This is a genomic window from Chryseobacterium endalhagicum (assembly GCF_016745235.1).
In the GTDB taxonomy this organism is placed as follows: Bacteria; Bacteroidota; Bacteroidia; order Flavobacteriales; family Weeksellaceae; genus Chryseobacterium; species Chryseobacterium endalhagicum.
In genome coordinates, this window is record NZ_JAELVM010000003.1 from 213,168 (window position 1) to 227,117 (window position 13,950).

Sequence of the window (13,950 nt, forward strand, 5' to 3'; positions counted from 1 at the left end):
TATAAAACTGAAACGTAAAATGATTTATAATTTTAAACAGAAGAATAGTAAGACTATTGCTTTAATATTTCCCAGGTTTTCACCTGTATTTCATCAACGATACGTGCCAAAAACCCTATCCCAGATGGAAGTATAAAAACCAAAATTTTTATTCTCAACCAGATGATGCTGGTTATGAAATCTTGTTGTTCCCACAAAAAAACGGTCAAACGACGCCGGAAAGAACTCCCGGTTCAGGTGGCCTATGGTTCCCCAGATGAGATTGATGATTAAATAAAGACTGATGGATTGAATAGAAAAATCATAGCCCATCAGCAGAGCTAAGATCATGAATCCAAAACCGATGGTTTCAAAAGGATGCAGTACAAAAAGGCTCAGAAAATTGGTGCTTATATGCTCATGATGCCTTGCATGTAATTTTTTATAGATAAAAGGCTGATGGGCTGCATAATGAAAAAAGTACATCAAAAGATCCATCAGAAGAATCAGGGCAATAGTTTCAAGAAAAACTGAAACCGCAGAAGGACTCTGATCGAGACTGATCCAGTTGATTTTCCATAAAAAAGCCCCTAAAAGCATAACAAAGCTATTGCAGATAATCGTGAGCAGGCAGAGGTAAAAATCCGATCTGGTGACAGGATGACTTTTTTCCTGAAGCTGCTGTTTAGGGCATGTCTTTTCAATGAACTGAAAAAGCCCTATCGAGAACAAACACAGAAATACATTAGACAAAATACTGAATACGATCCACTGCAGCCATGAAAACTGCCAGAATATCTTTAAATAACCGGAAAAATCAAGCCAATTAAAAACCATACACCGTCACCTGTAAACTAAGTTCATAAATGTATGAATTTCCTCCTGAACTATCAAACCTTCACAAATCCAGGAATACAAGGCTTTATAACAGTCTGCTTCATCTGCAAAATCTGCGCGGTTTATTTTATGACCATTCTGATCTCTCGCAGATTTCACAGATTCGGCAGATGTTTGCGTTTTATTAATCTGTGTTATCTGTGAAAATATAAAAATAATCTCCTGTTAAAATAACCTCTCAAAGAATACACAGATTCGGCTGATGTTTGCGCTTTTATTAATCTGTGTAATCTGTTAAATCTGTGGGAATATAAAAATAATCTCTCGCAGATTTTGCAGATGAAGCAGATATTTTGTTTTGTAAAATGAATATTAATCTACAAGATTATTTCTGTCTCTGCTTTCTTTTCAGTTCCCGCACCCGTAAGGTAAGCTGTTTTCGCAGATCATTATGATACTGTCTGTAGTTTTTTATGCTTCTTTCCAATTGCTTTTTCTGGGCCAGATAATCTTCATAAAGTTCGCTCAGTTCTGAGATCCTGGAAATCATATCTGCGGGCTGAATTTGAGGATCGCCGGCTGTTTTTTTCAGAAGACCGCGGTAATATTCCATCCGGTCTGTAAGGCTGCTGTGAAATTTTGGTTCTATTCCCTGCATGGCTGTTTGGTTTATATATTAAAATTTTAAAATGATGTTCACTTTCCGATGGCTGCAGAAGGCGTATCACTCTGAAATAAAATCTTAACACTTTTGTCCAAAGCATTTTTGCCTGCTGATTTTAAATAAATATGGTTCAGGGCGGAGGAAATGAGGGTTTCTTCCTGGTCCCCCAGCGGAAGCAGTGGCAGCGAAGCATATTCACTGGCTGCAATCTGTGGATTTATCCCGTTGCCGTATGCCCCTTCCCCATTGGCATTGAAAACTTTATAAATCACCGGATGAAGCTGCCACGAGATCTTTTTGGGCTTTCTTTTATCTTCCACAATGAATCCGGCCATATCCTTGCCCAATGTAACGTCTCCCACCTGAATGACCTGCATATAAGGTTTAAGGTTATTGATCACGATTTCCGAAGCGGATGCTGTACTGTTTGAAGCCAGAATATAGACTTTATTCAAACCTAAAGCATTGGCCCGAAGTGTATTGAAATCAAGAGAATTCGGATCGTACTGAATCTGTTCGGCAAAGGTTCTTTTGACTTCGCCTCCGTTTTTGTTTCCTTTATAAATAATGAATGGTGATGCGGATGAAATTCCGGAAGGGATCAATGAACATAATGCCGCTGCTGAAGCTACCGAGCCCCCATAATTGTACCGGATATCAATGATCAGCTGCTGTATTCCGGCTGCTTTGAAGGCTGCAAATTTCTGATTCAGTGCCTGGGTCATTCCGTCCGGGAAATCATAGATATAAAGGTAGCCTGTCTTTTTACCGTTCTTTTCAAATATTTTAGATTCCAGAGGCTGTTCAAAAGAATATCCGTAATACACCTTGATCTCCTTTTCATCTGTAACCGTGTTATTTACCCATTTTCCAACCGTTAATTCTATGACCGTCTGATCTTTAATTGATGACGTTAATTGTTCCGCATTGGCAGCTGTGATCACTTTACCGTTGATTTTTGTAATCATCATTCCTCTTTCCAACCCGGAATTAAAGGCAGGAGAGTTTTTCATAACAAGTTTTACGGTGGTTACTACCCTTCCGTCAGGCAGCTGGATAACGGCATAATCAAAACCATACATATTCCGGACAGAGCGTGGATAAGAGGAAGGATCCTTGGTATCTACGGCAAATGAGAACCTGTCCTGAGAAGATAAAAGGCTTTTAAAGAAATCTTTCACCGGAAGATGGTAATCCGGTTTAGCGGGCATTTGTTCTGCCCAATAGTAATACCGCTTCATGCTGTCCTGCACCCACAGATTTACAGATTCCCGGCTTCCGTCGGGGAAACTGGGAACACCTTCATCATCGTTACGGCTGCATGATACACATGATAACATAAAGACGGAAACCAGCAGAAGCAGCTGAAAATTAATATATTTTTTCATAGAATGGCCTGTCATTACAGATAATCTGCTACATCAATCTCTCCTTTCACTGTGAGAACTCCATTCTCCATTATTTCCTGAAGAACGATAAGATTGGCGCCCATATCCTGTTTTATTTTCACTTTAATCAGTTCAGATCCGATATAAGGAACCGTGCTGTCCGGTTTATAGAGTTCCAGATAGACAGGCGCTATATTGCTGAAATAAGTATAGATTTTCACCGGCGTAAAGCTCTCCTTTCCGATTTTGTCGAATTCTGCCAGAATCACTCCGTTTTCTCTTCTTAAAATACCTTTCACACCGGTAAGGCTGCTTCCTGAAAATTCGCCCAGGTTCGGGAAGATAAATTCAAATCCTACCCTTCCGAGATTCACCTGTGGTTTTACAGCTGATGCCCGGAGAAAGATCCCTGGAAGATTGAAGAAATTAAGGGTTTTGTAATCGGCAACATTATCGTAGGTGATATTGTAGTGGGCAATTTCGGTGCCTGTTTCGTTATTAAAAATGCCAAGTCTTTCTGTTTCGCCTTCATCCAGGACAAATTCAAGTTTGGTTTCCACTTTATCGGTATAAGAAGTATTTCCATTGATGGATACCGGAGTTCCGTTCAGCCTCAGCTGGATAACATCCGGCTTTGAGTAGCCTTTAATGGTAATATCTCCCGGCTTCTGTGACTTGTCAAACGGCTGCATGACCGTGTTATCCGAACAGGAAACAAGGAATGTAAGAAACAGTAGTGCAATGAACTTATTCATTTATATAATTTTAAATTAAAAAAATCTGACCCGGAAATATTGCCCCGTCCGCTGGGGAACGGGACAATAGGATAATTATACAATACTGGGTCGGATATGTTTATGATCAAATGTTGCTGCGGGGAAGCTTCAACGCTGCTTTGATCGATTAAGTTTTCATGGTCAATTCCTGCAGAACAAATCTGAAGGTTGTGGATCCTGCTGCGTGATTATTTTTTGATAAACTTCAGCGTTTCCGTTGTGTTTCCGTCAGAAACTTCGGCCATATACAGTCCGGCCTGTAGAGATGCTACATTAACCGCTCTGTTGTACTGAGCTGAAAGTATTTTCTGTCCGGCCGCATTATAAATAGTAACCGCAGTTTTATTTTCTTTAAAGTTTGGATTCAATTTTAACTGAAGGAATTCCTTTACCGGATTTTCTTCTATTTTGGTTAAGTTTTCTTTCTTTTTTACATCCTTTGTGCCCAGGAATGTTGAAGCATAAATAGCCATTTCATCAATATTGATATTCTGAAGGTTATTACCGCCAGATTTTCTGTTAGACCACATTCCTATGTAGATCTTTTTACCCGCAAAGGCTGAAATATCAATAATATCTTCCTGAAACTGAGTCAGGTCATTAGGAAAAGGATTGTCAACAGTTCCGGCGATCACACTGTACTGGCTTGGGATATCGTTTCCGTTGGCGTCAACCGTCATGGCCTGGAAATCTGCCAGTGCAGGAACCGGTTTCTCGGGAGTGCTTACATAAATAAACAGATCACGTCCGATGTTGAAATGAGTGGTTCTCTGTCTTCCGATATAGGCCGCCAGATTAATCGTTCCGGAAGCTCCTTCAAGACTGATCTGTGGAGAAATAATCCAGTCATTTTCACTAGCAAAGCCTGTAGCATTACCCGTTGGAACAAGGCTTATAGAATAACGGAGAACTCCTGCAGTTCCATAAGTAAGGGCATTTGTTCCGTTAAAGTAAATGTTTTGTCCCTGAACCCATCCGTTTCCATTATTGTTTACGTCATGAAGGGTCCATCCCTGAAGATCAGCCGGGGTATCAAAAGAGTTGCTCCATACCTGCTGTTGTGCAATAGCAGCCTGTGAAAGCAATACAATAGAGAATAAAAATAATTTTTTCATAATACAGATTATTAGAGATTTAAAAAAAATAAAAGCAGGGAAAGACATGGGAAAGCTTTCCCTGCATTTAAAATTATTCTACAATAGAGAAGTTATATTTCGTCCAAGTTCCCTGGAAGTTTCCACAGTTTCTAGGCGCCACGTTCCATGGTCCTACGTTGAAGAACGGCTGAGTCATTCCCCAAGCCGAAGCTGTAGATCCTGTCAATAGGTTAGCAGCAGGGATTCCTGCAGTTCCTGTACCTGTAACAGAAGTTGTAAATCCGTGTACTTTGATCGTGTTTAAAGTAGATGCTGAAGAAAGTTCAGAACCTGTACCCTCTACTTTGATACCTACCGGGTATCCTGTTACTACAGCGTTGTTTAACGTTAATTTACCAGCTCTTCTGATGTGGATTCCATTTTCGTATAATGGACCTGAAGGGTTAGTTGTAGTATATAACACATTCGTACGAGATCCTACGATCGTAAGGTTGTTGATCACTGGATTAGTGATAAGCGGTGTAGCCGTACCTGTAGAGTTGTTATCAAGCTCAATCCCGTTGGTATCAGAAACACCACCACTAAGACTGTGCGTAGAGTTGTTGTCTGCCAAAGCAAGTGCACAAGTGATAGTTCCTGTGTATCCGTTGTCAAAATCGAAATTATCATCATCCGGAGCAAAAGAAACAAGGTTAGAAGCATTTACTGTACCTCCGAAGAATTCGAAAGAATCATCTTTACCATAAGATACCTGGATGTGGTCTAAAGTAGTACCGCTTCCTACTGCACCTAAAGTAAGACCGTTGATCTCGTTTCCAGAGTTTGGAGCCAAAAGATCGAATCCTGCGAATTCAATACGAACATACTTCAATATTCCTGCGTTGTGAGCAGAATTGGTACCTCCGTAGTAGAAATCAGAACCAGTTAATCCTTCAATAGTTTTAGTATCAGGCGTATTGGCAGGAGCATCTCCTAAAACAATCACACCACCAAAATCACCAGGAGCAGCCGTTGTATTTTCGTCTCCGTCTAACAGTTTATAACTTGTAAAAATAATCGGCTGAGTTTCTGTACCTGTAGCATCGATTGTACCTGTTTTAGAGATCACAAGAACTCCTGTAGGTGTATTCGTTGTATTTGGTTTTGATTTAATGAAAGTTCCTGGCTGGATTGTTAATTTAGCCCCATTCTTTACTGTAACGATCCCGTTGATTTCTACCACACCACTCCATGTAGTGTTTGCAGTGATATCACCACTTACAGCAGTTACCGGAAGAGCAGAAGCAGTAATATATTCAGCAGAAGCAGACTGCATTTCGAACTGTGAAGAAGAATCCGCTAAGTTATCATTTTGACAAGCAGTAAGAGATAAAGCTGCAACAGCAATTAAAGTTAGTTTTTTCATTGTTATAATTTTTAGTAGATCCGGTAATGTTATTTTTATAACCGGAAATTTTAATATTTAGGAACATCCGCCTCTATATTCCTGCGATTTGGTTGAATTTTCACCCTGCATTTCAGGAGGAGCTGTCCTGCCGGGGTTCCCTGCTTATCCGCTGCTGTCCGGGAAAAACAGCGGCGTCCGGTTTTTTTTCTGATCCGGTACTGCTGTGCGCTTCATCAGTATTGATCCGGCTCTTCTTCAGGCATCCGAAACCTGTACATTGCGTCAATGAGCTCTTGTATTCTGTCTTTATAATGTCCTTAAAATGTATAGTTCACACTTAATCCGAATATCCTTCCGCTATAGGCACGGAATGTAATCTTATCAATGTCTTTGTCATATTTGTCAGTCGCTCCGGGCAGAAGCTTCCACGCCTCCCTGTCGGTAGATATATTACTTCCTCCCGATCCGTTGGGCACGGAATAGGAATTGAAATTGTTATAAAACTCTTTCACCCTGTTGAAAAGGTTTCTGACATTAAATTTCACTTCCAGATTTCTGTCTTTCAGGAATTTGTAGGAAAGCTGGGCATCTGCTACAGCATAAGGACGCTGTATTTCTTCCCCGTTATAATCATATCCTACGGTGATATACTGATCACCCTTGGCATTGTATAAAAAACTGGCACCGAAGCGGCCTCCATCATAGGTCATCCCTAAATTATAGGCATACGGAGTCTGGCCGTACAGCGGTCTTTCCACTTCATAAGTTTCTCCATTATCACCCGTTTTATACTGATCTTTGAAAGCAATGACTTTGGTTGTGTTATAGGTGAAGTTTCCGCTTACAAAAAGTTTTTCGAGGAAAGATTCCTGAGCAATAAATCCAAGGTTTTTGCGGACTTCCACTTCTACTCCTTTCAGCTTTGCATTTTTAGAATTTCCGTTGTAAAGGAAAAGGTTTCCTTCGTTTGAAAGGCGGCCTTCACGCTCAATGGGCCTGTCGATGTCCTTATAATAAATTCCGGCAGAGAATATTTCTCCAAGACCGGGAAACCATTCAAATTTGAAATCATAATTGTTCACGACTGATGAGGTCATTTCCGTATTGTAAATTAACCCGTTAGCTACCGGATCAAAGTACGGCAGTCCTGTTCTTTCATTAAACTGAGGACGGATTACCGTTTTGTTGTAAGCTAACCTTACATTGATTTTATTGGTCGGGCTGTACGTGAAATTCACGGAAGGCATCCACTGCCACGGCTTATCATGAATCGGTTCTTTTCTGACCGTTTGATTATCCGAAAGATCCAGCTGCTGGGAAATCAGGTCATACTTAAAATATTCCGCACGGACTCCCCAAACCAACCTTAATATATTCTTCCAGCGGTTGTCGAACATCACATAAAAAGCATTCTGGGTTACCTTTCCTTCATATTTATCATTCTTAAACAGAGGTCTGGTCTGCCAGCCTATTCCTCCCGGAACATATTTGGAACCATCAAACCACTGATTCAGAGAACCGTACATTGTGATATAGCCTTTTTCAGTATTCGGGACATCCCTGTTTTCATCCACTCTTAAAAAAAACTTCTCCTGCTGATTGGTATTGTTTTTTATCACTCCGGCGTACCCTGCTTTAATATCGTTTTTAAAACTTCCCTTATCAAAATTCCATTTAAGGGAAGCTCCGTAATTGTAGTCTGTTTCTTTATTGGCGATATATCCCCTGTAAAAATTAGAAGCCGAATTGTAAACAATATGATAGGTAAGAATTTCACTTCCTACAAAGTCATACTGACTCAGATACTGTGTGTAGTCTTTCGTATCAGATTTCACGCCTGTCCTTGCTGCAAACCAGTTGATTTCCATATTTCCAACCTTATGATTCCCCTCCAGCTTGTTCTGCAGAAGCGTCTGGTAAATAGGATAATTGGTGTTATCCGTATAAGGCCTGTCCAGATCCTTGATGAGTGCAGGATTATTATTCGGAATCACTCCGTTGTAAAAATAATTATAGGAAGTTTCCGCATTGGCTGCCATTCCGCTTCCTCCTGTATATTCATTCCAGCCCGTCACTCTGGTCAGGGTATTATCATAAATATGGGTATAGGAATTACGGAATGAAATTCTGCTTTTCCCCAGCTGCAACCCGAAATTCAACATTCCTGCTACGGTAGAATTATAATTGTATGAAGCTCCTTTGTTTTTGAAGTTGTAAAATACAATCGGGCTTGTACCGTTCGCTTCCCAGTTGGGATCGTATGGTGCTGTGGTATCCAGCCAGTTTCCTCTTCCCGTATGGTCAATATCCAGCATATTCTGCTCATTTCTTACCGTAAATGCTCCGGCAAATCCCCATTTGTTATTATTTTTAAGGGCAAACGTTCTTCCCAGCGCCACCTGAATATTGGATCCCATATCACCGGTCGTCTTGTACGTACTGAAATTATCATTGGTGAATCTTTTAGACTGTTCAAAAAACAGAGGGTTGTTCCAGTCTGTAGGTTCAAGTCCTTTGGGAAAATCTCTTGTTCCGTCATCATATCCGAAATAATCATACTTTCCTCTTTTACGGGTCAGAAATTCTTTAAATGCCGACTGATCATTATAGGAAGTTCCCACACTCACCGTTGTAAAGTCTTCGTTAGGAATATCTTTCGTTCTTACTTCTACGTAGCCTCCTGCAAAGCTGGCATTCATATCCGGAGTTGCCGTTTTGCTTACCACGATGCTTTCCACCATAGCGGTAGGAATAATATCAAATGAGAAGTTCTGGTTATAAGCTTCCGTACTCGGCAGGTTGATTCCGTCCATCGCAGCCGTATTCCAGCGTTCTCCCATGGAGCGAACCACTACATATTTATTGTCGATCGTCGTAATTCCTGTTACTCTTTTCAGGGTTCCTCCCACATCATTATCAGGCGTTTTTGCAATCTGTTCAGCAGAGATCCCGTCACTCATCTGGGCTGCTTTTTTCTGCTGGGCCAGCAGTCCGGCCTGCGTATCTGCTTTTCGGGTTCCGGTAATCACCACTTCCCTGATATCTGTTATTTTATCCGGCGCTTGCCTCATGGCAAATGATACCGTACTGGTTTCATTATTGCTCACTGAAAGCTTTTCTACCCTCAGCGGGCTGTATTTTGAAGCTTTTACGGTAAGCGTATAAATTCCGGAGGGAAGATCTACGGCAAAATCACCGTTGTTATCTGTTATAATGGTTTTCTTAGCAATCGTTACCTCTGCTCCGGCAACAGGATTTCCCACCTCATCCACAATCTTTCCTGAAATTCTTCCCTCTCCAGCTACAGAGATTCCTGTTCCTTCATATTTTATTGAAATCAGATCCCCACGGAGACGGAATGCTACGGGAAGTCCGCTGGTAATATCTTTAAGACAGTTATTAACCGTTGTATTTTCACAGTTTACCCCCTTTACCTTCAGCTCTCTGATATCCGTTTTAGAATAGGCAAGCCTCATTCCCGTTTTTCCGGCAAAATCTTCCAGTACCTCAATGAGAGGCCTGCTTGCCGGGACAGAAAATGATACTTTCTGGACCAATTCCTGTGCTTCGGCTGCTACCGTAAAAAATACTGCCGCAACGGTAAGACCGCATTTCAATCTTTTCATATGTTCAATTTCTCTTTTGATTAAAAGTTTTATTTTTTAGGTTGATTTTATTTTTTCAGGGTATAGGTATGATCTTCTTTATGTACTTCAAGTCCCAGGATAAAGGCGAGGGCTTCCATATTCTCATCAGCGGTTCCTCCGGTAAAATCTGCAGTGATCTTCTTGTCTGCGCTTTCTTTCGGATACATGATTTTAATTTTATAGTTGGTCTGCATCACTTCAGCCACTTCTTTGAATACCACATCATTGAAACTTAATGACAGCAGTTTGGCGTTCTGTTTTCCAGTATTATTTTCCTGAGTAAGCGATATCACAGCCGCCGTATGGGCGATCCCGAAATTCGTCCACTTCTGGTTGGGCTTCAGATAAGAAACCGTGGTTCCGCCATAAGAAACAGCTACTTTTCCTTCGTACAGCTGCACAGATTTACTGTTTCCCGACTGCGAAATCTTAAAAACGGTTCCCAGTACTTTGGTGCTGAACCCATCGGCATGTACAATGAAAGGATGTGTTTTGGATTTGGCTACGGAAAATATGGCATCTCCTTTAAGGTTGACAATTCTGGTAGAGGCCGGAAATGATTTGTCAATAGTAAGTTCTGCACCTTTAAGCAGGGTTACTACAGATCCGTCTGCCAGATATACTTTCCGGTTTCCTGAATTGGCGGTGTAAGAGTCCGCTTTAAAGAATTGCTGATAGGTAAGAATTCCCCCCACCGACAATAGAAGTATAATGGCAGCTGCTGCTGTGTAAAAATATTTCCTCAACGGATAAACCGGGGTATTTTTTACCGGTTTGATAAAGTACAGTTCCAATGCAGATAAAATCCTTTCTTTGGATTCCTTCATATGCATTGTGTCCAGATCCTTTTCTGTACGGATGGTCCATTGGTTTAAAATTTCATGTTCCTTTTCTGAAATCTTTTCTTCGGAAACTTCTCTTTGCCAGAGCTTAAAAACGAAAGCTGCAGTATTTTTATTTTTTTGGCTTTTCATAAAATATTTCATGTATTCACAGATACTTCTATCTATAAGACTGTGAAAATGAAAAACTTCCCCAGGCGGTTCTTAATATTGTATTCACATTAAAACCAGCTTGTTAATAATTTTAACCAATTTTGAAACTTTCTCAACATTTGATTCACATTCCGGGGATATTTTTCAGAAATAATTAATCTTAGAATCCCCAAAGTTCATAAAAAGTTAATTTTCCTTTAGGTAATTTTGTCACAACGATATGAAGCTTACAGACTATACAATATTGAAGAAAATAAAATCAGGTGACCGTCCTGCATTCATGCTGCTTTATGAGCGGTATTGGGACAGTCTGTACCGTTTTGTTTTCATGAGGACCAGGGACAAGGAAATGTCTGAAGAACTGCTGCAGAACCTATGGATCAAGATTCTGGAAGATACTGATGCCATACAGACCGATGAATCCGAAAGTGCAAAAGGCTACCTGCTCCGGTATCTTCATTACAGGATTATTGATCATTATAACAGTTCAAAAAAGACACCGTCCACTATAAGTATTGATGAATTTGATACGGGGAATGAAATAGAAATATCGGATACGGAATATTTTGAAATTCTCGAAGAAAACGAGATCTCTACCCTGCTGACTTTGATTGATGAGGTGGTTTCACAGCTTCCTTCAACGGAACAGAGCGTGTATGATATGAGAATCAGAAGGAATATGTCTGTTCATGAAACCGCAGAAGCCCTGGGGATCAGCCATAAAACGGTAAGTAATAAATTAAGCAAGGCTTTAGGGGAAATACGGGACCAGCTGAATCCGGAATACCAGTCTTCTAAAAAACTGGTATCTATCCTGATGCTGATGGAAATTTTAACGAATTATTAGGCAGAACCTTTATTCATAGACAACATAATTCACTTTGTCCACGCCTGTATTGCCGGATTTTTCATGATAGGCATACAAGGTCAGCTCATAATTTCCCGGGGTATTCAGCAGATCGTTTCCTTCAAAAAGATTGGTGGAAACCAGCGACATATGGACATCTTTGAGGTATTTCCCGTCTTTTTTAAGGATTCCTTTCACTTCCATTTCGTCTGAATTCCAGATCCCGCCTTTATCAATGACACAGCCGCACATCATGACGATATTGGCCTGAAAAGGAAACGGTTTTCCTTTAATACTGCTCAATGAAATATACTGATGGGTACGTGGTTTCAGAATATCAATGATGAATCCGGGAATTTCCAGAATAATGCCGTCGCCCAGAATATCTTTTCCCGGAAGCAGCCAGAGCTCGGTGCTTACAACAGCCTGGGCCTGTTTGTTGTTCAATGGTGAAATCACTTCTATACTTACAAAAACAGGTTCTTCAATATCTATTGTCGCCAGAAAACCAGCCGTCTGCGGATCAGCAATGGAAGTCCCGCGTGTTTTGGAGGTTTTCATGATCAGATCTGTATTTCCGGTGCTTCCGGTGGTATTTCCTTCGGCTAATATCTGACGGTTCACTTTGTTCCGTACAATGATATGGGCGCCTCCCAATGAGCTTCCTATAAATTTTGCATCTCTTGCTTTGGCCCTGATCATCATTTTAGTCTCGACAGCGGAAGCCGTAAAGCCGCAGAAAAGAAATGCAGCCATAAAAATGAGTGTTTTCATATTATATCTTTTTTAAATATTGTTTTTTAAACCTGTCGTGAAAAGATTCGTTTTTCAGTTGGGAATCTATCCCGTCCAGATAAGCCAGAATTCCCAGCTCGTCAGAAAGCACCTGCAGGATAGCGTTTTCACAGCTGTCCCAGATCTGTTCCAGCTGTGGAAGCATGTTCTGCGCTTTTTCTGTCAGAGAAACCATCTGCTTTCGTTTATCGGTACTGTCTTTTCTGATGTGGAGGTAATTTTTCTCTGCCATTTTTTTTACAATAGCCACCACGGAAGGATGGGAATATCCCAAAGGTTCGGCAATATCTATAATAGACATTTCCTTGTTTTTCTGAAGCAGCATAAACACCAGATACCAGTTCGGTTCTACATCTATATTCTGTTCTTTGTAGAATTTTCTTACATCATGCGACATCCGGTCGCTTATTCTTTTCAGCCTGCTGTCCAGTGCTTTATAGCCCAGTTCTTTAATGAAATCCTGATCCATTTAATAATCATTAGAATACAAATATATAAATATAAAGCGAACTATATAGTTGACTTTATATTTTTTTTGAAAGATTGAAGGATTGGGAGATGGAAGAGGGAGGCTGGAAGTTATTTCAGTCAGAGTATTGCTTCTGGTTATCGTAAAATTTGATTGTAAACAGTTTGTAATTAGTCTTTAATTTTTTCAAGGCTTCCTTTATCTTTCTCCGCTGCTCAAAGTAGTTTTCCGGAATTCTTTAGGCGTCATGCCCCGGTGTTTTTTGAAAAATTTAGCCAGATGGCTTTCATCCGTAAACTGAAGTTCGTAAGCGATTTCACTCAGGCGGACGCTGCTGTATTTCAGATAGGTTTCCACGAGTTTCAGGCGGTAATCCAGTACATACTCCTGATACGCAATGCCTGTCTGCTGCTTGAAATATTCTCCGAAATAATTCCTTGAAATTCCAAAATGATCGGCTATCATTTGAATTCTGAGCTTTTCCTTATCCTTCACATGCTCCTGGATGTAAGTGATGATCTTCATAATGGAGAAAGCTTTCCTGTTCTGCTGCAGTTCTGAGGTTTCGCTTCCAATGATGTTCCGGGCTATAAGATTCAGCAGAATAGACATACCGTTCCGTATGATCAGATAGTCGTTCGTCTTATTTTTATATTCTCTTGCAATCTGTGTAATAAGTGCTTCTGCAAAGCTTTCATCTTCTTTATCTCTGAATACACAGCCCGCTCTTGCATGGTAATTATTACTGATGTACTGCAATTTATAGAGATTTTCGCAGCTCTCTATGCGGTCGGCTTCCAGTCTTATTTTATCAATGAATTCTACAGGACATTGAATAACAGTCAACAGCGCATCCTCACTTTTAAAATGATAAAACTGATTCTGGGGAATAACAAAAAGTTTAGATTCTGTGAAACTTATGGTCCTTTCGTCGTAAGTAAGCCTTCCACTTCCCTTCTGAACATAAACCAGGGAAAGAAAAGCCTTCGTTTTGATCAAAATTTCTTCATGACAGAATCTGACTTCTTTCACATCAATATGCTCAACGGGTAAAACTTTCATATTCCAG

12 protein-coding genes are annotated in these 13,950 nt (G+C 40.4%); 1 reads left to right on the forward strand and 11 read right to left on the reverse strand.

The window, feature by feature from the left end; translation table 11 throughout:
- Positions 1 to 93: 93 nt before the first annotated feature.
- From JET18_RS16725 to JET18_RS16760, 8 genes are all read right to left on the reverse strand, one after another.
- Entirely contained in the window at positions 94 to 816 is a 723-nt protein-coding gene (locus JET18_RS16725) for a sterol desaturase family protein (protein ID WP_202092902.1), read from the reverse strand.
- 385 nt (positions 817 to 1,201) lie between these two features.
- On the reverse strand, positions 1,202 to 1,474 hold the full coding sequence (locus JET18_RS16730; protein WP_202092903.1) for a hypothetical protein: 273 nt from the start codon (positions 1,472 to 1,474) through the stop codon (positions 1,202 to 1,204).
- 38 nt (positions 1,475 to 1,512) lie between these two features.
- The gene (locus tag JET18_RS16735; RefSeq protein WP_202092904.1) at positions 1,513 to 2,868 is read right to left on the reverse strand and encodes a S41 family peptidase; all 1,356 of its coding nucleotides are present in this window, start codon (positions 2,866 to 2,868) and stop codon (positions 1,513 to 1,515) included.
- 14 nt (positions 2,869 to 2,882) lie between these two features.
- Complete coding sequence (locus JET18_RS16740; protein WP_228728580.1) at positions 2,883 to 3,623, reverse strand: hypothetical protein; 741 nt, start codon at positions 3,621 to 3,623, stop codon at positions 2,883 to 2,885.
- A gap of 209 nt (positions 3,624 to 3,832) precedes the next feature.
- Positions 3,833 to 4,759 (reverse strand): T9SS-dependent choice-of-anchor J family protein, encoded by a 927-nt coding sequence (locus JET18_RS16745; protein ID WP_202092905.1) that lies wholly within the window; start codon positions 4,757 to 4,759, stop codon positions 3,833 to 3,835.
- 73 nt (positions 4,760 to 4,832) lie between these two features.
- The gene (locus JET18_RS16750) at positions 4,833 to 6,146 is read right to left on the reverse strand and encodes a hypothetical protein (protein ID WP_202092906.1); all 1,314 of its coding nucleotides are present in this window, start codon (positions 6,144 to 6,146) and stop codon (positions 4,833 to 4,835) included.
- A 299-nt stretch (positions 6,147 to 6,445) separates the two neighbouring features.
- Positions 6,446 to 9,754, reverse strand: a complete 3,309-nt coding sequence (locus tag JET18_RS16755) for a TonB-dependent receptor (RefSeq protein WP_202092907.1) — start codon at positions 9,752 to 9,754, stop codon at positions 6,446 to 6,448.
- Between the two features lie 47 nt (positions 9,755 to 9,801).
- Complete coding sequence (locus JET18_RS16760) at positions 9,802 to 10,749, reverse strand: FecR family protein (RefSeq protein ID WP_228728581.1); 948 nt, start codon at positions 10,747 to 10,749, stop codon at positions 9,802 to 9,804.
- Between the two features lie 241 nt (positions 10,750 to 10,990).
- Between JET18_RS16760 and JET18_RS16765 the strand changes: the two genes are divergently transcribed.
- Complete coding sequence (locus JET18_RS16765; RefSeq protein ID WP_202092909.1) at positions 10,991 to 11,617, forward strand: RNA polymerase sigma factor; 627 nt, start codon at positions 10,991 to 10,993, stop codon at positions 11,615 to 11,617.
- Between the two features lie 9 nt (positions 11,618 to 11,626).
- On the opposite strand, the gene JET18_RS16770 is transcribed toward JET18_RS16765, so the two are convergent.
- The 3 genes from JET18_RS16770 to JET18_RS16780 form a co-directional block, all read right to left on the reverse strand.
- The gene (locus tag JET18_RS16770) at positions 11,627 to 12,391 is read right to left on the reverse strand and encodes a hypothetical protein (protein ID WP_202092910.1); all 765 of its coding nucleotides are present in this window, start codon (positions 12,389 to 12,391) and stop codon (positions 11,627 to 11,629) included.
- Between the two features lies 1 nt (position 12,392).
- On the reverse strand, positions 12,393 to 12,881 hold the full coding sequence (locus tag JET18_RS16775) for a MarR family winged helix-turn-helix transcriptional regulator (RefSeq protein ID WP_202092913.1): 489 nt from the start codon (positions 12,879 to 12,881) through the stop codon (positions 12,393 to 12,395).
- Positions 12,882 to 13,079: 198 nt separating this feature from the next.
- The gene (locus tag JET18_RS16780; RefSeq protein WP_202092914.1) at positions 13,080 to 13,943 is read right to left on the reverse strand and encodes an AraC family transcriptional regulator; all 864 of its coding nucleotides are present in this window, start codon (positions 13,941 to 13,943) and stop codon (positions 13,080 to 13,082) included.
- Positions 13,944 to 13,950 lie beyond the last annotated feature (7 nt).